Raw genomic sequence first — 20,918 nt, 5'->3', positions numbered from 1 at the left:
CGGCTTTTTTTATTTGAAAGAAAAGAGGACAAGCGTACCTTATATCCCATCGCTTAAACATGCTACAATCATGGCAATCATGGGAAAAGGAGCGGTTGTCTTGAAGAAAAAGTATATAAAATGGCTGTTTTCTAGCATCATGCTGATGGCACTTTGTATCAGCCAGCCTTCATCAACTGAAGCAAGATCACCAGCGTGGTCAGTAGATGAATTCTTTAAAAATCGGGAAGGCACGTTTGTGATTCAAGAAGTAAAAGAAAAGTCTCCTTGGGTGTATAACAAAAATAGAACGAAAGAGCGCTTTGCACCTCAATCGACATTTAAGGTAGCAAATGCTTTAATCGGACTCCAAACGGGCGCAGTGAGAGATGAATACGACATCAAATATTGGGATGGCGTAAAAAGAGAGATTGACAGCTGGAATAGGGATCATACATTAGGATCTGGCATGAGAGATTCAGTCGTCTGGTACTATCAAGCCATGGCACGTGACATTGGAGAAGAACGTATGAATCATTGGGTGAAAGCCATTCATTATGGGAACAAAGACATATCTGGCGGAATCGATCAATTTTGGTTAAGCAGTACCCTGCGAATTTCTCCTATCGAACAAGTTCGTTTCCTCAAACAGCTATATGAAGAGACTCTTCCATTTGACCTAAAGAACATGAGAACAGTTAAACGAATGATGGTACAAGAAGAAGAGAAACACGCCAACCTATACGGAAAAACAGGCTCTGGATCAGGTATCGGCTGGTACGTAGGCTTCATCAAACATGAAAATAAAACCTACATTTTCGCCACAAATATCGAAGGCACCGGCATAGAAGCAAAAGACATCACCTATCGCATTTTGAAAAAATATCATTTGATTGAAGCATCCGTTTAGGGTGCTTTTTTTATGTGAAAAAGGGGATTTATTGATAAGTTGATGATATATGGTTTAGTTTGAAAGAATGATATATTTATTGAAATATATTGAAGTATCATTTCAAATGTATTATTATATATGGCGTAATGTTACAAATGTTACAAATATATGATAAGGAGATTAATATGAATCTAAAAAGAAAAGTAAATTGGAAAAAGAATATTGCAGCACTACTATCGTTTGTGATGCTTTTATCAATGTTTCCTTCTGATATTTTTGCAGAAGAACATGACGAAAATACAAAACCAAGTCATAACAGCTTAGAAGAATTAGATAATTCAAAAGCCCTAGAAATGGCAGGTATTGACGAAGATGAAATTGGAAAAGACGGAGAAATTCTTTCAGAAAGAACAGAAAACAGCAAGCTTTTTTATGAAGGAGAGGGTGTATTTACACAAGAGGTATATCCTGATCCAATTCATATAAAAGAGACCCCAGATGCTGAGTGGGAGGATATCTCTCCTGAATTAAAGACGAGCTCGAAAAAAGAAATAGAAACAGAAAATGCAAGATTAGAATCAACTTTTCAAAAGCAAATGAAACAAGGGCTATATGCCACATTTGAACACAAGAAGCATCAAATTGAATTTTCAATTTTAAAAGCTTCAGGGAAAAATAAATCAGAAATCGATTCCAAAGATTCATCTGCACAATTTAAAGAGAACACCAACGAGCTTACATATGAAGAGGTATTTCCAAATATAGATTTACGTTCATTTACCTTTAATGAAAATATCAAAGAAGATATTGTACTCAATCGATATGATGGCTACAATTCATTTACATTTAAAATAAAGACTGATCTAACTGGGGAAATCGAGGAAGACGGTTCTATCACATTTCATGATCAGAAGAAACGGACCATTTTTCAAGTCCCAAAACCGTTTATGACTGATTCTAATTTAGATGAAAAGTCAGGTGAAGTGGCTCGCTCAGAAGATGTGAGCTTTAAATTAGAAAAAGAAGATGATGGCTATTTACTTCGTGTGACAGCAGATGAAAAATGGCTAAAAGATCCTGAACGAGTTTATCCTGTGTCTATCGATCCTTCGACTTCTTTATCTGTGTCAGCAGACACATTTATCATGAGTAAATACCCAACAACAAATTATTCATCCTCTACGCAAAAATGGGATGCTAAACTTAAAAGTTATGTACTGAAAACAGGTTATTATGATAAAACAACTGGTACAAACTATGCGTTTATGAAGTTTAATTCATTCAAGCCGATTCAAAATATGAATGTAACGAAAGCGACGCTCAAAACGTATGTTGCTCATTCATATTACGGGACGAAGGCTACTGGTCTTTGGCTGGATACAGTGAATGCCAACTATGATCATACAAAACTAACATGGAATAATAAACCAAGCTCCAAAAATATCGGCAAAGCCAATGTATATAAAGGACAATGGGCGAGCTATGATGTGACATCGACCATCAAAGCTTGGAATAGCGGAACAGCTAACTATGGATTTAAATTACATGCAAATGGAAATGGGCAAGACCATTGGAAAAAAATAATCTCATCAACAAACTCTACCAATAAACCAGTCATTGAAGTAACGTATACCATTCCGCAGGCAAATGCACCAACTGTAAAAGGTTTTAGTAATGGAAATGGGACAGGCTACTTCAATTTAAGTTGGAAAAAGGTGTCTGGCGCAAAAGGCTACAAAGTATGGCTGTACAACGGAAAAGAGTATGAAGCCATTTCAGTTGGAAATGTGGCATCATGGAGTACAAAAGGAAAGAATATATGGCCGACAGCAAGCGAGATTGCAGCAAAAAAATACAAACTCCATTTAGATGGAAAAGGCGGGACTGAATTAGCAGTTGATCCTTCCCCGGTTTACAAAAACTCAGGCGGCAATTATGCGGCAAGTAAAAATTATTGGGTAGCTGTAAGTGCGATTTTTGACCAAGGTGAAGGCGCAATGTCCGCAAAAGTAAAACCTGTCGTGCCGAATGTGGCTAGAGCGAAAGCACCTAGTACAAAAGGATTCAATAATAATAACGCAACAGGTTACTTTGATCTTTCTTGGAATTCAGTATCCGGTGCGACCGGTTATAAAATACAAATGTTTAATGGGAAAAGCTATGAGACATTGGATCTTGGGAATCAAACATCATGGTCAACAAAAGGGAAAAAAGTATGGCCGACAGCTGCTGAGATTAAAGCAGGTAAATATGCATTGCACCTCCAAGATGGAAAAGGTGCTGAGCTTCCAATTCATCCTGGTGCGACTTACAAAAATGCTGGAGGAGATGGGGCTCAAAAACATTATTCCTTCAGAGTGATTGCCTATAATAAAGATGGAGAAGCCATTGCTTCACCGCCAGCTGGACCAACTTTACCTGATTTATCTAGACCGAAAGCTTTATCTGGATATGCTTATACCAATACAAAAGAGAGCCAAACAGGTTATATCAATTTACATTGGGACAAAGTGAAAAATGCAAAAGGGTATAAAATTAACATCTATAATGGTAAGGCATATCAAACATTTGATGTTGGTGATGTCGATCATTGGACTACACAAAACAAGAACATTTGGCCGACTCCTACTGAAGTTAAAAGTGGGAAATATGTGCTTCATACAGATGGAAAGGGCGGAGAATTAGCGCTAGACCCATCACCAGTATATGAAAATGCGAATGGAAATTATAAAGGACGCAAGAACTACTCCTTTACTCTTTCCGCCTACGATGCAAATGGAGAAACCATTCCGACACCAGCCTTTAACCCGACATTCCATGAAGGGGCTGAATTCCTTGGAACAGAGGATTACTGGTCGATTATTGATATACCAGACGGCCAGCTAAATGGTGCGACTGGTAATGTGATTGTCAGTGAAGAAGAAATGTCGATTGATGGAAGAGGACCGGGACTTGGAATTGGTCGCACATACAATAGTTTAGATGCAGCTGACCACCTGTTTGGTCAAGGGTGGTACGCAGATGTAGAAACGAGTATCACGCCAACAAAAGAAGGTGCCATCTATCTTGATGAAGATGCCACAACTCATGTTTTTACAAAAAAAACAGATGGTACGTATCAACCACCAACAGGTATTTTCCTTGAATTAACGGAATCAAAAGATGAATACATGTTAAAAACGAAGGATCAAACCTTTGCACACTTTAGTAAAAATGGTGGGAAAATCACCAAGGTTGTAGATGGACATAAAAATACAACGACATACAAATATAACGAAAACAATCAGCTCACATCAATAGAAGATGCATCTGGCCGAAAAATAACAATGGAATATGATGAAGATGGTCATATCATCTCGGTTCAAGGACCAAAAGGAAAAAAGCTTTCATATGAGTATGATGCAGGCTTCCTAATGAAAATCATTGATTCAGATGGAACGAGCATCTCGTATGAATACGACAAAGATGGCAAACTGATTAAACAATTCTCTCAAAACAGCACAGAAGATCAGCCTGTTTTTACAGAATACCAATATGAAGATCATCGTTTAGTCAAGGCAATCAATGCAAAAAAAGAAACCTTTGAGTACGCATATGATTTATCTAAAAAGACACTCATGCTGACGCAGCCAAACGGTCGGAAAATACAGTATACGTATAACGAAGCAGCCAATCCAATTCAAGTTGTAGATGATGCGGAAGGGCTTAAAATTACCACTAAAACGAAATATGAAGGCAACCAAATCGTAGAAGAAACTGACCCAAATGATGTAGAAAAAGGAAAAGCTACAGAAAGCTATTCGTATGACAAAAATGGCAACGTCATTCAGGCGAAAGATGCTTATGGCACAGAAACCTACGAGTATAACAAAAACAATGATGTCACTAAAGTGAAAGATACAGAAGGAGATATCACAGATATCGCCTATGATGGATTAGATGCTGTATCTGAGACAGATCAAAGTGGAAATATGTCTTCAGCAAGTATTTATGATTCTTACGGGAATTTGGTACAAACGAGTAAAGAACTTGCTTCAGGTGCGAGTATATTAAAAAATAGCAGTTTTGAAGATACGCTAACTGGCTGGAAGCTTACCTCATCTAAGGATGACGGGAAACTAGCACAAACAGCTGGGAAAAGTGGTGCTTTATCTGGCGGCCGAGTATTAGAGATCAGTTCACAATCGACAACTGAAGGAACAGAACTTGGCTATTCTTCTGCTACTCAAGAAGTAATACTAGAGCCAAATACGACTTATACACTTAGTGGAAAAATAAAGACAGAGCTAACGAAAGCAAGAGCATTTTTTAACATCGATTTAAGAGATACAAATAACAAACGAATTCAATGGATCAGCAACGGCTACAGCACATTATCAGGCAAAAACGATTGGACAAAACGCCAAGTCACGTTTACGACGCCATCTCATGCAGGCAAAGCTGTAATCTATATGGAAGTGGATCATCGAGATAAGGCTGGAAAAGGAAAAGCCTGGTTCGATGAGATTCAGCTAGAAAAAGGAGAAGTTTCATCAAGTTATAATCCAGTCAAAAATAATTCCTTTACGGATAAAACAACAAGCTGGAGCGGAACAGGTGGTTCATTAGATAATGAAGAAGGCTTTAACGATGACGTTTCGTTAAAAATGACAAGAACCTCTACAACTCAAGCAAATGCCATCTATAAACAATCTGTACCGATTGAACAAAGTGTGAATGATCAATCTGTGTATGTCACATTGACTGGGATGTCTAAGGCTGAAAATGTCAAAGCCTCAATTGAGAATGATTACTCACTTCAAGCGTCCGTTACATATACAGATGGCACAACAGGAACGTTTAATGCGAAATTCCCAACCGGTACACAAGAGTGGAACCGAGCGGCGGTTGTCATACCAAAAACAAAACCTTTGAAAAAAGTCGACGTTCAGATTGTTTTCCAAAAAAGCGCGACTGGAACGGCTTGGTTTGATGATATCCGTCTAGTAGAAGGTAGTCTGTTAACGAAAACCACTTACGATGAGAAAGGGAACTATGCTGTTAAAGAAGAGGATGAACTTGGTTACTCATCTCAATCTGCCTACGACGAAACGGGCAAAAAGCTTTCTGAAACAGATGCGAAAGGCGAAAAAACAACATTCGAATATGACCAGGCTGATCAGCTGAAGAAAATCACTTTATCTAACGGGACATCCATTGTGAGAACGTATGATAAAGAGGGCAATGAACAGTCGAAAACGATTCGTGCAGAGTCAGATCAGACGTATCAATTTGAATACGACCTGATGGGCAAATTGACGAAAACCATTGATCCTTTAGGAAATGTGTTAAAAAGTGAATATGATGCGAATAGCAACTTAATCAAAACCATTTCTGCTAATGGACATGAAGTGTCTCTCACGTATGATGGAACAGACCGAGTGAAATCAAAGTCGTATAATGGAACAGAAAAATATCACTTTAGCTATGATAAAAACGGAAACGAAACAACGGTTGTCAACAAAGAACAAAACACAACCAAAAATCGCACGTTTGACCAACAAAATCGCATCACAAAGTTAACAGAGCGTGGCAGCAGCCAAACTTGGACGTATCCAGCCGATTCAGATAAACTGAAATCCTTTGAGTGGACACACGGAAATCAAAAAGGGAAGAACCAATTTAGTTACAATAAGCTTGATCAAATGACGCAGATGAAGGATTCGAGTTCTACGTATTCGTTTGATTATGATGAAAATGGAAATGTTCAGTCCTTTATTACAGGTAACGGCAGTGGTGCTAGCTTTGCTTATGATGAGCGCAACTTAATCAATGATTTGCACATTGGAACAAGCCAAGGCACGACGATCTTAAACGAAGCTTACGAATATGGTCAAAATGGAAACAGAATAACGGTTGATCAAGGAAGCAACGGGAAGATTCGTTATGAATATGGAAAATTAGATCAATTGATCAAAGAAAGTCATCCAGATGGCACGGTCATTGAGTACACATATGATGGGTTTGGAAACAGAAAAACAGTTACGACTGAAAAAAATGGCACTAAAAAAACAATCAACGCATCATTCAACATCATGAACCAACTGACAAAGGTAAATGATGAGACTTTAACTTATGACAAAAATGGCAACCGAACGTCTGACGGACAATTCCTTTATGAATGGGATGCAGAAGATAACATAACGGCCATCACGAAAAAAGGCGAAGACAAGCCATTTGTCACTTACAAATATGATGAGCGTGGATACAGAATTCAAAAAACAGTGAATGGAAAAGTCACCAATTACTTTTATGACGGCGACAGCCTGAATGTTTTATACGAAACAGATGGAGACAACGAAGTCACAAAAGCATACACATACGGTGACAGTGGACAACTCCTTGCATTCACGCAAAATGGAAACAAATATTTCTATCACTACAATGCACACGGTGATGTCATGGCCATCACAAATAGTGCAGGAAAAATCGTTGCTGAGTACGAATACGATACATGGGGCGTTCCAACAAAGGTAAAAGAAGATGAAGAAGTAAAAGGCAACCCATATCGCTATGCTGGTTACCGCTTCGACGAAGAAACAGGACTGTACTATTTAATCGCACGCTACTATGAACCAAGAAACGGCGTATTCCTATCACTTGACCCAGATCCAGGAAGCGATGGAGATTCACTAGATCAAAACGGATATACCTATGGAAACAACAACCCAGTCATGAATGTAGACCCAGACGGCCATTGGGTATGGTTTGTTGTCAATGCAGGATTTGCAGTATATGATGGATACAAAGCTTATAAATCGGGCAAGGGCTGGAAAGGCGCAGCTTTAGCAGCAGCATCGAATTTTGGACCTGGGAAGGTATTCAAGGTGTTAAAAGTAGTAAAGCGTGCTAAACGATCTTCAAATATTGCCCACAATGCTGCTAGGCATAGCAAATTAAAAGAACATTATAAGCAATCACAAAAATATGGCAAGGCAAAAGTTAGGCATTTATCTGGGGGACGTTACCGTTACTATGGCCACGTAACACCGGCTAAGAAAAAAGGGGAAATGGCGGGCAGAAGAGTAGTAAGAGAATGGAATTATAAAACAGGAAAAAAGAGAACATGGCATGAAACTATTGATCATCGTGGTAAAGTAAGACAAGTAAGACCACAAAATGGTAAAGTTAAAGTGCATTACCGCTTTAACAGTAAAGGTCAGTATATAGGGAAGTGGTAATTTATGGTCGAACCAGAAATGATAGACTGTATAAATAAAATACAAAAAGTCTTAAATGGGACTATGACTAGAGAAGAAGTTTCTGATTGGGCTGAGATTTATGTTAGTGCAGATGATCCTGAAGTCGATGATGAAAAAGTTTGGGATATGCTGATTCTTCTAAGTGGAATTGATTTGAAAGATGCTCCCAATTCCTATTTCCACACAGAAGAGGATTTGGAAGAATGGATAAGAAAATATAAATAGCTTTAGTAGAAATGTGCCTTTTAGTATGTTATTCACTATAAGGCGCATTTTTTGTTATTTATTTGTTGCCCAAATTTTAAACATGAGAAGATATGCCAAAAGGGTATATAGTTTTATGAAACCTTATAAACTTTTACGAAAGTTAAAGTAAGTGTATTGTTATAGAGGTAATACAAAAGAAGTCCAAGAATTAAAAATTATTCTACAAATATAAGTAAAAAGTAATTCAAGAGAATAATTGAAAATAAAATAATCAAAATTACAAAATGTCACTCATCATGAAATACGATTTATAAATGTGGTAAGGTAATTCTAGATTTGAAGAATTAATAACAGAAGGGGTAAAATAGAAAATTTTAAATCTGTCTTTCATCTTTATGATACAGGGAACTTGAACAATGAACTACTTGAAGAATTTGAAGCAAATGCAAATTTTCTATTTAACATCAATGGGATGTTACTCGCAATAGAATCGAAAAACGTATGTTTCGATTCACAAGAATTTATCTGCAGTGTATAGGAAGATCTCATTAGCGTCTAAATAAGAATTTAAAACAATGAGAGATTGGGGAAAGGTCCATGAAAATCAGCCGTGATAAACAAGATTTATTCGATGATTTAAAACAACGTTATCAATACTTATTAGATTCAGCTTATCCAGATGAGATCGTCTCTTTTGAAGAAGAAACTGGTATATGTTCAGATGATTTTTATATGTTTTTTTCACTTGTTGCAGGCAGCTTAAGTTATGTGATCGATCATAAACGAATACCGAAAAAACAGTTAAACGTGCTACGTCAGTCATTTGAAGAGCAATATCCCCAAATCAAATCGTATCAACAGATCCTTGAATCGTATCCTTTATTGCATTCCTATGTTCAATACCATGAAGAAACAAGAAAACGAATGATTGCACTTATACAATAACCTTTTAGAGGACAAACGATGACATGGTTTTTAGATGAAAAAATCCAAAAACAAATCCCAGATTTCAATATCAACTATCTAAAGCAAATCAATGAATTTCACTACTTTAAAGAGTATAATGAACATTACGACTTGATCAACTGTATTGTTCTGCACATCCCATATGAATCCCCGAATCTACAAGCAGACATTCATCTAAAATTCACCAATGTCGCTTCTGTTCAAATCAAAAATTTGGAGTTAACAAACGATGACTATATTTTATTGGACATACAGTTTTTGGATAGAGGCTGGGGAAATTTGAATTACTTTGTCGAAGATTTTGAAGAACAGTATTTTTCTTTTTATTGTCAAACGGTACAAGTCATACAAGTCGTATCAAATGAATCGGGCTAGTCTCTTTACATATGTGCGAATCAAGCTTCTCCATCCCAACATAGAAAGGTGCAATGACATTGAATCGAATGATGAAATGGCTTTTATTTGCGGCAGTCATCGCTGGCTTATTGGTATGCGCATTCTTTGTGTTCCGTTTCAACCAGCCTAAGCCGACGACAAACATCCATTATGCAGACACACAAAACAAACAGCAAACACTGGATATATATATGCCAAAGGGAAAAGAAGAAGACAAAAAGAAGAAGCATCCAGTCATGATCTATCTCCATGGCGGCGGCTGGACAGGCGGAGATAAGAATAGAGTCGCTTCAAAGGCGGATTATTTTACTGGTCAAGGGTATGTGTTTGTTTCGATGAATTACAGGCTTCACCCTGATGCCAACTATGAGCAGATGGCAGATGATACGGCAAACGCCATCAAATGGGTCAAGGATCATGCAGATGAGTATCAAATTGATTCATCAAAAATCAATGTCATGGGTCACTCAGCGGGCGGTCATTTGACGGCATTGGTGGCCACAGATTCGACTTACTTAAAACGTGTGGGGCTGTCGCCAAAAACGATCAATTCTATCGTGATTTTAGATGGTCCGTTAAACATCAATCAATTTATCCAAGCCATTCCATCGTATAAAAAAGTATTTGGTAAACAGGAGAAGAACTGGACAAAGGCATCACCTGTCACTTATATGAATCAAGCGAATGTACCGCCTGTTTATTTGGTGACGGGGTGGGAAAATCCTGAGGTGTATCGATTTGCAGAAAAACTGAACCATGATAAAGGTTCTAAGTTTGTGTTTCGGGTCCATTCGCTGAGCCACAGTGACTTGAATAAATGGTTTGGATCAGAGAGGGCGCCAAAAGAAGCGCAAAAAATGACAGAGTCTGTTATGACATTTGTGAACAAACAAAATCAATAACAAAGACTGTATGCTCGACAATCCATTTTGCCGCAGTATATGATAAAACGTAAATGGTTTGTACCAAAGGAGTGTATGTTGTTGTCATCACGTATGGAAAATAAAGTGTTCAATTGCGAAAAAGAGCTGACGCTAAATATTATCGGCGGTAAGTGGAAAATGCTGATTTTATGGCACCTGGGCAGAGAAGGGACAAAACGATTTGGTGAGCTAAAGTCGTTAATGCCTGGGATTACGCAAAGAATGTTTGTCAATCAGCTAAGAGAATTAGAGGAAGATCACATTGTGCATCGGGAGGTTTATCCTGTCGTTCCGCCAAAGGTTGAGTATTCTCTGACAGAACTAGGAGAAAGCTTAATGCCGATTTTAGAGTCGATGTATGATTGGGGAAAACAGTATCTCGACAGCAATTTTTTAAAGGATGATAAATAGTAATACATGCAAAAGATACTGGTCGAAAGACAGTATCTTTTTTGTAACCATATGCGAAAAAGTATAGTATGTAAAAAAAAAGTGCGTACTTGGATTGCTTCCATCCTGTTGTTATACTCATTTCATCGTTCAAGAAGCCCTATTCACGGAGCTCTTGAAGATGAGATGAAAAAACGGGAGTGAACGTTCATGAAATTACAATTAGCGTTAGATTTAGTGAATATACCAGAAGCGATTGAGCTGATCAAAGAAGTAGAAGGATCGATTGATGTAGTCGAAATTGGAACACCTGTTGTGATCAACGAAGGCTTGCGTGCTGTCAAAGAAGTCAAACAGGCATTTCCAAACTTACGTGTACTCGCTGATCTGAAAATTATGGATGCGGCCGGCTATGAAGTGCAGCAGGCATCCGAAGCTGGAGCAGATATCGTGACCATTCTTGCAGCGGCAGAAGATATGTCCATTCAAGGAGCGGTGAAAGAAGCGAAAGCAAGAGGGAAACAGATTTTAGTGGATATGATTGGTATCAAAGATATCGCTGGCCGTGCAAAAGAGCTGGATGAGCTAGGAGTCGATTATATTTGTGTGCACACAGGCTATGACCTGCAAGCGGTTGGACAAAACTCATTTGCTGACCTTATGACCATTAAACAAGTCGTCAAACAAGCGAAAACAGCCATTGCAGGCGGAATTAAGCTTGATACGTTACCTGAAGTCGTGAAATTAAACCCTGATTTGATCATTGTCGGTGGCGGTATCGCAAGCCAGGACAATAAAGCAGAAGTGGCCGCACAAATGAAGCAGCTGATCGCACAATCATGAAGACCAGTGACTATGTGAAAGCCATTTTGAATGAGCTTTCTGAGCACTCGCCCGCTATTCAAGACGAACAAGCAGAGCGGCTTGTCTCAAGCCTTTTAACTGCAAGAAAGGTCTTTGTGGCAGGTGCTGGCAGGTCTGGTTTGATGGGAAAATCATTTGCCATGAGACTCTCGCATATTGGAGTCAAGGCTTATGTGGTCGGTGAGACCAATACACCTTCCTTTACTGAAGAAGATCTCTTGATTGTGGGGAGCGGATCTGGCCGAACAGAGACTTTGCTTGTCCTTGCAAAAAAGGCGAAAGCAATTGGCGGAAAAGTGGCAGCTTTCACGCTTTCTGCTGAGTCACCTCTAGCTGATCTATCGGATAAAGTCATCTTACTGTCAGGTGCACCAAAGGATCAACAGGAAGGAAGCCATCATACCATTCAGCCAATGGGCTCGCTATTTGAGCAAGCGCTACTTCTGACATACGATGCGGTCATTTTACGTTTAATGGAAATAAAAGAACTCGACACTCATAAAATGTACGGTCACCATGCCAATTTAGAATAGTCATTTTCAAAGCCTTTCCTTTCTTAAAAGGAGAGGTTTTTTTCATTTCAATCAAGATCAGAATCTTGACATAACCGATTTGATGTAACTATAATTGTTACATCGTTGAAGAAAAAGCGTAAACACGAAAGGAAGATGAACATGAAAGTACAAATCTGGTCAGATATCGCCTGTCCTTTTTGTTATATAGGAAAAAAACAACTAGAAACAGCGCTTGAACAATTCCCTCAAAAGGAACAGGTAGAAATCGAGTTTAAAAGCTTTGAGCTTGATCCACATGCACCTGCTCAGGTCGATTATGATGTCCATGATATGCTCGTTAAAAAATATGGGATGAGCCGCAGCCAGGCCATGGCGATGAATGAGCAGGTGAAGCAGGCCGGCAAAGAGAAAGGAATCGATTTTCAATTTGATCCACTCGTGTTGACAAACACCTTTGATGCCCACCAGCTGGCGCAATATGCTGGTCAAATGGGAAAAGGCGATTTCGTCATGGGAGAGCTGTTTCAAGCATATTTCACAGATGGAAAGCATGTTGGTGATCGTCAAACCCTTTTAGATATTGCAGAAAAAGCAGGTCTTGATTTGCAGGAAGTACAGCAAGTTCTAGGCGGCGAAGAGTTTGCAGATCATGTCCGAAAAGACGAACAAGAAGCGAGACAGCTTGGTATCAATGCTGTTCCGTTTTTCTTGATCAATGGCAAATATTCAGTGGCAGGTGCACAGCCAGCCGATACCTTCCTGCGTGCACTTGAAACGGCTTGGACAGAAGAAGCAGCTCAAGCTGAGAAAGAGGCTGCCAATTCATTTGAAGCAGCATGTGCAGATGGCGTATGCGCAGTGCCTGCCCCTAAAGAAGAGATCTAACCATATAAAAAATGAGCCTTCTCCAAAAAGGGCTCATTTTTTTCTTGCATTCATTTGTTTGATCGTTTCACCTGGAACCAATTCAGGTTCGTAAAAGGTTTGATGAGGGAGATTCTTCTTCCCTTGCACCTTTTTAATCATCCAGTCTGCTGCATCCCGGCCCATTTGCTCCTGAGGGTGCGTCAGTGTTGTCAGCTTCACATGGGCATTTTTCTGGGCAATATACGAATTATCCTGTCCAATAATGGAAAGATCCTCTGGAATGGACAGACCGATGTCACTGCATACATTGGCAACTTCTAATCCAACCTCATCGTTATAGCAAACAAGGGCAGTCAGCTCATGCTGATGCTTTAATAAGAAAGTTTTAATATCATCCCCCAAATGCTGCTTCGATTCTGTATCGAAAAAGAGTACGTGCTCAGGCAGGAAATTAAGCTTGGCTTCACCGAGCGCTTGGATATAGCCCTTCATTCGGTACTTTCCCTGTAAATCATCTGTTTTTGAGATCAGGCCGATTTGCTGATGTCCCGAGGTGATCAGCTCTTTTGTGGCTAAATAGCTGGACTTCACATCATCCAAACAGAGAAAAGGAACCTCTAACTGCTCATAATAGGCATTGATCATAATGAGCGGTACATCCTGTTCTTTAAAAGATAGGTAGTACGAGATGTTCGGGTTGTATAAATTGCTTTTCGTCGGCTCGACAATGAGTCCGTCCACACCAAAGGACAGCATCATTTCGAGCGCTTTTTTCTCCTGTTCTACATCATTATTCGTACTCGCCAGTAACAAAGAATAGTTCTCTTCGTTTAATCGGCTTTCAATGCCTCGAATGATGGAAGGGAAAATGTAATCGGATATGTATGTCGTGATAACCCCAATCGTTCTCATATGCGTATGTCCAGCAGGCTTTGTTTGATATTGATTGGTCACAAATGTGCCTGAACCCTTTTCACTTCGCAAAAACCCTTCACTCGACAATTCTAAGATGGCCTTTCGAACCGTATGCCTGCTCACTTGATACATCTCCTGCAGGCTTGATTCAGTTGGAATACGTTCCCCGATCCGGTAATCCCCTGTGAGTATTTTGCTTTTTATATCATCGATAATGATCTGGTACTTCTTTTTCATCGTTTCACTTCTTTCTCAGTTGATCATCTACTCGGATTGAGAAGAAATTGTATGGACATATTTTAACATGGTTGTCGAATCAAAAACAGGCGCTTCCCCTTTCTGTCGTACCAGCTTTAGAAAAGTGTAGGTTTTTGTCATATTGTGTATGTACAACTATATTTATTATTGACATATGTACGTACAAATATTATATTGTGAATGTGCACAGAGAATCAATGAATCTAGAAAACGAAAATTGAAACCGTTATCATTCATGGAGGTGAACGCAGAATGAATCATGAAGAGACGACCAAAGCCTTAAAAGAAGGACGGACATCTTTAGGGATTGAATTTGGTTCAACACGAATTAAAGCCATTTTAATAGATGAAGCGTTTCAGCCAATTGCCCAAGGTGCATTTGAGTGGGAAAGTTCTCTCCAGGAAGGAATTTGGACGTACAACTTAATTGATATCATTACAGGTCTTCAAGTAGCGTACCGAGAGATGAAAGAGCAAGTCGAGCAAAGGTATGGCGTGACCATTCAAACCATTGGCTCAATTGGGGTATCAGCTATGATGCATGGCTATGTGGCATGTGATCATACAGGAGAGGTCCTCGTTCCGTTTCGCACATGGCGGAATGCAACAACCATTGAGGCGAGTCAAAAACTGACGGATGTCTTCCAATTTCATATTCCAGAAAGATGGAGCATTGCCCATTTGTATCAAGCCATATTAGAAGAGGAAAAACACCTTTCCCGTTTAGAATATATAACCACTCTATCAGGATACATTCACTGGCTGTTAACAGGAAAGCAGGCCATTGGCATTGGGGATGCGTCAGGCATGTTCCCAATTGATGAACAAACGAAAGATTACAATGAAGAAATGCTCCATCAATTTGAAGACTTGATCGCAGAAAAAGGCTATCCGTGGAAGCTCCGTCACCTTCTGCCGCGTGTTTATTTAGCAGGCGAGGAGGCTGGCGTGTTAACGGCAGCAGGAGCAGCCATTTTAGATCAAGGCAAACATTTGCGGCCAGGCATTCCATTTTGCCCCCCGGAAGGTGACGCCGGAACGGGCATGGTGGCAACAAACAGTGTAGAAAAACGGACAGGGAACATTTCAGTTGGGACATCTGTTTTTGCCATGATTGTGCTAGAGCAGGAGCTAAAGGGTGTGTATCCAGAAGTGGATATGGTCACAACGCCGGACGGACTGCCAGTCGCAATGGTTCATGCGAACAACTGTACAAGTGACTTAAATGCTTGGATGAATATCTTCAGAGAGGCATTTGACGCACTAGGCGTGCAAGTGTCGTCAGGAAAGGTATACGAAGCCTTATTGCAGCAGGCGTTAGAAGCAGATCGAGATGGCGGCGGACTCTTAAGCTATGGCTATTATTCTGGTGAAAATATTACAAGACTGCCAGAAGGAAGACCTCTTTTTGTCAGATCAGCTGAAAGCCGCTTTAATCTGGCTAACTTCATGCGTACCCATCTTTTTTCTGCTTTTGGCGCAATGAAAATAGGGATGGATCGCTTAAAAGAACAAGAACAGGTTGTGATTGATCGTTTATTAGCACATGGAGGGTTATTTAAAACACCGCTCGTTGGTCAAAAAATGGTGGCAGCAGCGCTTGATACACCTGTATCAGTCGTTTCCACTGCGGGAGAAGGCGGTGCGTTTGGAATGGCTGTCCTTGCTTCCTATATGGTCCATCATCAAAAGCAAACATTGGCTGAATTTCTCACGCATCAAGTGTTTGCCCATACATCAGAAGAACTGATAGAACCCGATCCGCTTGATGTCAAAGGCTTTGGCGAATTTTTAAAGCGCTATCAAGACGGCCTTCCGATTGAAGAGGCGGCAGTAGCACATCTGATACCAAAGAAAGGAGTGACAACCGTATGCTAGAACGCTTAAAAGAAGAAGTATACGAAGCCAATTTAGATTTACCGAAATATGGACTTGTGAAATTCACATGGGGCAATGTCAGTGCGTGTGATCGTGACAGCGGTCTATTCGTTATTAAGCCTAGCGGTATAGCGTATGACCAATTATCAGCTAAAGACATGGTTGTGGTCGACTTTGACGGTGAAGTAGTGGAAGGGGAATACAGCCCTTCATCAGATACAGCAACACATGCTGTCCTTTACAAACACTTTGAGGAAATTGGCGGTATTTCACATAGCCATTCCATGTGGGCAACCGTTTGGGCGCAGGCAGGTCTCGATTTACAGGCAATGGGCACAACACATGCCGATACATTTTACGGCGCTGTTCCGTGTGCTCGATTTCTGACAGAAGATGAAGTGAATCGTGGTTATGAGGTAGAGACGGGCCGGCTGATCATCGAAACGTTTGAGAAAAGAAACCTAGATGTGATGGCGGTGCCGGGTGTATTGCTTCAAGGTCACGGTCCATTTACGTGGGGGAAAGATGCAAAAAGTGCGGTCACAAACAGTGTGATTTTAGATGAAGTTGCCAAAATGAATTTGTTCGCAAAGCAATTAAATGAATACGCAGAACCTCTTCCGCAGCGAATTTTAGATAAACATTACTTAAGAAAACACGGCGAACATGCGTATTACGGACAAAAACCTTCAAGATAAAGAAAAGAGGGATATCTATGTTAACAAGTCAACATAAAGAATGCTGGTTTATTGTCGGATCACAGCATTTATACGGAGATGAAGCACTGCAGAAAGTAAAAGCAGATGCACAAAAAATGACGGATGCCTTAAATGAGAGCGGTTTACTTCCTTATCCAGTGATCTTGCAGGAGCTAGCTGTCAGCGCGGATCAAATCACAAAGCTGATGAAAGAGGTCAATTATCGTGATGAAGTTGTCGGCGTGATGACGTGGATGCATACATTTTCACCGGCAAAAATGTGGATACGCGGGACCAATCTTTTGCAGAAGCCTCTTTTGCATCTTGTCACACAGTATTATGAAAAGATTCCGTGGGACACGATCGACATGGACTATATGAATCTTCATCAATCGGCACACGGAGACAGAGAATATGGCTATATCAATGCACGTCTAAATAAACAAAATCAAATTGTTGCCGGTCATTGGTCTAAGCCGGATGTGCAGCAGCAAATCGCTGATTGGATGGACGTGGCAGCTGCCTATCATGAAAGCTTTCAGATCAAAGTGGCTAGGTTTGGTGACAACATGCGCCACGTGGCTGTAACAGAAGGTGATAAAATCGAAGCCCAGATTCAGTTAGGGTGGACCGTTGATTACTTTGGCATAGGCGATCTTGTCGAATATGTGAGTGCAGTAGAAGAAGCAGAGGTAGATGCATTATTTGCAGAGTATTTAACGCAATATGATGTGGATTATGGAACGTATTCAGTTGAAGATTGGGAAAAAAGTGTTAAGGTGCAAGCGCGCTATGAAATCGCTATCAAACGCTTTTTAGATGAAGGCGGCTACAATGCTTTTACGACGAACTTTGAAGATTTACATGGAATGAAGCAACTGCCAGGACTTGCGGTACAGCGGCTAATGGCAAAGGGATATGGCTTTGCCGGGGAAGGCGATTGGAAAACGGCTGCGCTGGACCGGTTATTAAAAGTGATGAGTCATCATCAATCCACTGGTTTTATGGAGGACTACACGTATGAAATGACCTCTGGACAGGAAGCAGTGCTGCAATCTCATATGTTAGAAGTAGATCCGGCGCTCGCCCATACGAAACCTGTCATTGTCGTATCTCCGCTTGGAATTGGAAACAGGGAGGATCCAGCTCGTCTTGTGTTTGATGGAAAAGCAGGGGAAGGTGTTGTTGTTTCTATTGCTGACTTTGGAACTCATTTCAAATGGCTCATACAAGAAGTCGAAGCCTTTGAGCCGGAGGAAGCAGCACCTCATTTACCGGTTGCACGTGTGCTCTGGAAAATCAAGCCGAATTTTCAGGACGGCGTCAAAGCATGGATTAAGCAAGGTGGGGGTCATCACACAGTTGTATCGCTCAATTTAACGGTTGATCAAATTGTTCATTTTGCAAAGCTTGTGAGTGCAGAATATGTGGTTTTATAGAAGGGTGAAAGGTCTTCTACTGAGTGCAGTAGAAGCACGGGATGAAATGAAAGCGGTTAATTAAGTGAGGGGGGTCATCCACTTGGAGAAAAAAGTGTCAAGCAAATTTATTTTCTTTTTCGGATCCTTTGCAGGCATCTTATTCGGATATGATATTGGTATTATTGCAGGGGCAGAAGGACATATTCAGCAAGAATTTCAGCTCAGCCCATTATGGCTTGGAATTGTCGTCTCTTCATTAATGGGCGGGGCGATTATCGGCTCCATTTTAAGCGGTCTGTTAGGGGATAAATTTGGCCGTAGAAAGCTTATTTTGATCTCATCCGTTATCTTTTTTGTCGGAGCGATCGGATCAGCTATCGCACCAGAAGAGATTTCATTAACCATTGCACGTATCTTTTTAGGAACAGCCGTAGGAACAGCTTCATCTTTGGTGCCGGCATACATGTCTGAAATTGCTCCTGCTAAAATTCGCGGGAAATTGTCTGGGCTCAATCAGCTCATGATCGTGAGCGGACTATTGCTGAGCTATATTGTTGCATTTGTGTTTGAACCTGTTCCAGACAGCTGGCGCTGGATGCTCGGTAGTGCCGCTTTATTTGCCATCGTACTTTATATTGGGATGCTGAAACTTCCTGAATCTCCGAGATATTTAATTAAGCACGGAATGCCTCATAAGGCACGAGAGGTATTAGGATCACTACGCTCTTCTCGTGAAGAAATCGAAGCAGAGATGCAGGAAATTTTAGAAGTCGCAAAAGAAGAACGCTCTGGTATTCGTGAATTGTTCCAAAAGAAATTTAGAATGGCTCTTTTCATAGGGGTTGGGATGGCGACCCTTCAGCAAATACAAGGCGCGAACTCCATAGTGTATTATGCAACGAGTATTGCTCGGAATGTAGGCCTTGCACCTCAGGTTGCCGCAGGTTTTACAGTCATTGTCGGTGTCATTTTTGTCGTCACCACCGTGATCTTTTTACAATTTGTCGACCGGTTCGACCGCCGAACGATTCTCACCGTAGGGGGAACGGGCATGGCCCTTTCTTTCTTTGCACCAGCCGCATTAGGTGCACTTGGTGTGAGTGAAGGGATTTTAAACTGGGTGACATTGATTTCACTTTGCTGCTTTATCTTGTGCTACGCCTTCTCATGGGCACCGATCACGTGGATCATCATCGGCGAAATCTTCCCGCTTTCTGTCAGAGGTATCGGCGCAGGTATTTCATCTGCCTTTAACTGGACGGGATCGTTAGCCGTCGGACTCGTGTTCCCTATCCTGGCAGATAAATTCAGCTTTGGGGTTATTTTCTCCTCATTTGGTGTCATCTGCTTAATCGGACTATTGTTCACCCGCTTTGTACTAGTTGAAACAAAAGGAAGAAGCTTAGAGCAAATCGAAACCGATATGGCAGCACGAGTATAAAGAAAACCCTCTATCCCATGTGGATAGAGGGTTTTCTACTCAAGCGTCTGTTTTAGCTCATCTGGCAATAAATCAATCAATTGATCATAAGAAGATAAATCCAGCACTTCAAGCAGCGCATAATATTTTGCATAAACCTCACTCAGCTGATCAGGATGATTCGTTTCATATCGATTCAAATGCAATTGAGTCAGTTCAAGTGCAATGTCCAGCTTGTTTCGTTCGATTGGTTGTGTCGTATTGATCATATCGTTCACCTCGTGTTTGATGATGAGTGGGAAGGTTATGGGGCGGTACCGCAGCTAACCTTATATTCATTTTTCTCGACCTTTTTCGAATAGCAGACAGAAGGTGTCATCCCTGTTTCACTTTTCCAAGCCTGCCAGTAAACATCATAAAGCTGGGGATCTTTGTACTTCGTTTTTTTCAAAATAGCAAAATAGCTTTGGTAAGGGTATCCTTCTTGGTAAATTGATTTCCGGATAGCGCCTTTTTCGGTTGAATTTGTGAAGATCATAGGTGATAGCATTGGAAGAGCAATGATGATGACAATAAATGTCATGAATAAAAAGAGTTTATGTTTTGTTTTCATAGATGTCCTTTCTGCGCAATATATCATTTGTATAATATGTTAAAAATGACCTTTTGTAAAGAAAGAGAAAACGAGATGAATAGTGGATTTTTTAAAAAATAGACAAGCATCTAATCACAAATGACGTCTCTTACATACGATAGAGTGTAAGTGAAAGACAAATTGAAGGGGTGTTGAGATGAGCCGGAATCGATTAGATGATTTTTTCTTTGGACCTCGCAGAGGAAACCATGGAGAAGATGAAACGGTTGTTTTCCCCACACGTCAAATTGTCAACACAAGAACGAATGAACAAACCATCAGAAAAATTCATCCAACGCATATCACAAACGTCAATAAAAATATCAAAAGAATTGAAAACTACTATCCTGTCACTGAGTCGACTCATAACGAGTATATCGTGAAAGAATACGATTGCGGCAGTGATATCAAAAACCCTTGCTGCCGTCCAGTGAAACGCTGCAAGTGGTAATGA

At 40.4% G+C, this 20,918-nt stretch carries 18 protein-coding genes; 15 read left to right on the top strand and 3 right to left on the bottom strand.

Annotation, left to right across the window (positions count from 1 at the left end):
* The first annotated feature begins 100 nt into the window (after positions 1 to 100).
* The 10 genes from blaBPU (at position 101) to MKZ05_RS11925 (ending at position 13,258) form a co-directional block, all read left to right on the top strand.
* Positions 101 to 889, top strand: coding sequence for a BPU family class D beta-lactamase (gene blaBPU, locus MKZ05_RS11970; RefSeq protein ID WP_309216999.1), 789 nt, complete (start codon positions 101 to 103; stop codon positions 887 to 889).
* 167 nt (positions 890 to 1,056) lie between these two features.
* The gene (locus tag MKZ05_RS11965) at positions 1,057 to 8,091 is read left to right on the top strand and encodes a DNRLRE domain-containing protein (RefSeq protein WP_339160227.1); all 7,035 of its coding nucleotides are present in this window, start codon (positions 1,057 to 1,059) and stop codon (positions 8,089 to 8,091) included.
* Between the two features lie 3 nt (positions 8,092 to 8,094).
* Positions 8,095 to 8,337: a DNA-binding protein gene (locus MKZ05_RS11960; protein ID WP_050943707.1), complete on the top strand. Its 243-nt coding sequence runs from the start codon at positions 8,095 to 8,097 to the stop codon at positions 8,335 to 8,337.
* A gap of 579 nt (positions 8,338 to 8,916) precedes the next feature.
* A complete protein-coding gene (locus tag MKZ05_RS11955; RefSeq protein ID WP_003216235.1) occupies positions 8,917 to 9,264 on the top strand; it encodes a YxiJ family protein in 348 nt (115 codons plus the stop codon).
* Positions 9,265 to 9,282: 18 nt separating this feature from the next.
* Positions 9,283 to 9,660 carry a hypothetical protein gene (locus MKZ05_RS11950; RefSeq protein WP_251190282.1) on the top strand — a complete coding sequence of 126 codons (378 nt, stop codon included), beginning with the start codon at positions 9,283 to 9,285 and terminating at the stop codon, positions 9,658 to 9,660.
* A gap of 53 nt (positions 9,661 to 9,713) precedes the next feature.
* The gene (locus MKZ05_RS11945; RefSeq protein ID WP_339160224.1) at positions 9,714 to 10,583 is read left to right on the top strand and encodes an alpha/beta hydrolase; all 870 of its coding nucleotides are present in this window, start codon (positions 9,714 to 9,716) and stop codon (positions 10,581 to 10,583) included.
* Between the two features lie 75 nt (positions 10,584 to 10,658).
* Positions 10,659 to 11,015: a winged helix-turn-helix transcriptional regulator gene (locus MKZ05_RS11940; RefSeq protein ID WP_339160223.1), complete on the top strand. Its 357-nt coding sequence runs from the start codon at positions 10,659 to 10,661 to the stop codon at positions 11,013 to 11,015.
* Positions 11,016 to 11,204: 189 nt separating this feature from the next.
* On the top strand, positions 11,205 to 11,837 hold the full coding sequence (hxlA, locus tag MKZ05_RS11935; protein WP_003216301.1) for a 3-hexulose-6-phosphate synthase: 633 nt from the start codon (positions 11,205 to 11,207) through the stop codon (positions 11,835 to 11,837).
* On the top strand, positions 11,834 to 12,391 hold the full coding sequence (hxlB, locus tag MKZ05_RS11930; protein WP_137054949.1) for a 6-phospho-3-hexuloisomerase: 558 nt from the start codon (positions 11,834 to 11,836) through the stop codon (positions 12,389 to 12,391). The genes hxlA and hxlB overlap by 4 nt, the downstream gene beginning before the upstream one ends.
* Before the next feature lie 141 nt (positions 12,392 to 12,532).
* Positions 12,533 to 13,258, top strand: a complete 726-nt coding sequence (locus MKZ05_RS11925) for a DsbA family oxidoreductase (protein WP_137054950.1) — start codon at positions 12,533 to 12,535, stop codon at positions 13,256 to 13,258.
* A gap of 33 nt (positions 13,259 to 13,291) precedes the next feature.
* On the opposite strand, the gene MKZ05_RS11920 is transcribed toward MKZ05_RS11925, so the two are convergent.
* Complete coding sequence (locus MKZ05_RS11920; RefSeq protein ID WP_003216759.1) at positions 13,292 to 14,392, bottom strand: GntR family transcriptional regulator; 1,101 nt, start codon at positions 14,390 to 14,392, stop codon at positions 13,292 to 13,294.
* 273 nt (positions 14,393 to 14,665) lie between these two features.
* Between MKZ05_RS11920 and MKZ05_RS11915 the strand changes: the two genes are divergently transcribed.
* From MKZ05_RS11915 to MKZ05_RS11900, 4 genes are all read left to right on the top strand, one after another.
* Positions 14,666 to 16,291 carry an FGGY-family carbohydrate kinase gene (locus MKZ05_RS11915; protein ID WP_268459481.1) on the top strand — a complete coding sequence of 542 codons (1,626 nt, stop codon included), beginning with the start codon at positions 14,666 to 14,668 and terminating at the stop codon, positions 16,289 to 16,291.
* On the top strand, positions 16,285 to 16,989 hold the full coding sequence (locus tag MKZ05_RS11910) for an L-ribulose-5-phosphate 4-epimerase (protein WP_003216476.1): 705 nt from the start codon (positions 16,285 to 16,287) through the stop codon (positions 16,987 to 16,989). Before MKZ05_RS11915 ends, MKZ05_RS11910 begins: the two co-directional genes overlap by 7 nt.
* Positions 16,990 to 17,006: 17 nt before the next feature.
* The gene (gene araA / locus MKZ05_RS11905; protein WP_339160218.1) at positions 17,007 to 18,428 is read left to right on the top strand and encodes an L-arabinose isomerase; all 1,422 of its coding nucleotides are present in this window, start codon (positions 17,007 to 17,009) and stop codon (positions 18,426 to 18,428) included.
* Positions 18,429 to 18,510: 82 nt separating this feature from the next.
* Complete coding sequence (locus MKZ05_RS11900) at positions 18,511 to 19,851, top strand: sugar porter family MFS transporter (RefSeq protein ID WP_113387167.1); 1,341 nt, start codon at positions 18,511 to 18,513, stop codon at positions 19,849 to 19,851.
* 35 nt (positions 19,852 to 19,886) lie between these two features.
* On the opposite strand, the gene MKZ05_RS11895 is transcribed toward MKZ05_RS11900, so the two are convergent.
* Together MKZ05_RS11895 and MKZ05_RS11890 are read right to left on the bottom strand one after the other, a co-directional pair.
* A complete protein-coding gene (locus tag MKZ05_RS11895; RefSeq protein WP_003216677.1) occupies positions 19,887 to 20,099 on the bottom strand; it encodes a hypothetical protein in 213 nt (70 codons plus the stop codon).
* Between the two features lie 35 nt (positions 20,100 to 20,134).
* Positions 20,135 to 20,443, bottom strand: coding sequence for a hypothetical protein (locus tag MKZ05_RS11890; protein WP_339160213.1), 309 nt, complete (start codon positions 20,441 to 20,443; stop codon positions 20,135 to 20,137).
* Positions 20,444 to 20,621: 178 nt separating this feature from the next.
* Between MKZ05_RS11890 and MKZ05_RS11885 the strand changes: the two genes are divergently transcribed.
* Complete coding sequence (locus MKZ05_RS11885) at positions 20,622 to 20,915, top strand: CotD family spore coat protein (RefSeq protein ID WP_003216648.1); 294 nt, start codon at positions 20,622 to 20,624, stop codon at positions 20,913 to 20,915.
* Positions 20,916 to 20,918 lie beyond the last annotated feature (3 nt).

It is taken from the genome of Bacillus sp. FSL M8-0277 (assembly GCF_037975305.1).
GTDB lineage: Bacteria > Bacillota > Bacilli > Bacillales > Bacillaceae > Bacillus > Bacillus pumilus.
Note: the sequence above shows the minus strand (reverse complement) of the source record. Positions and strands in the feature narration are given on the sequence as shown.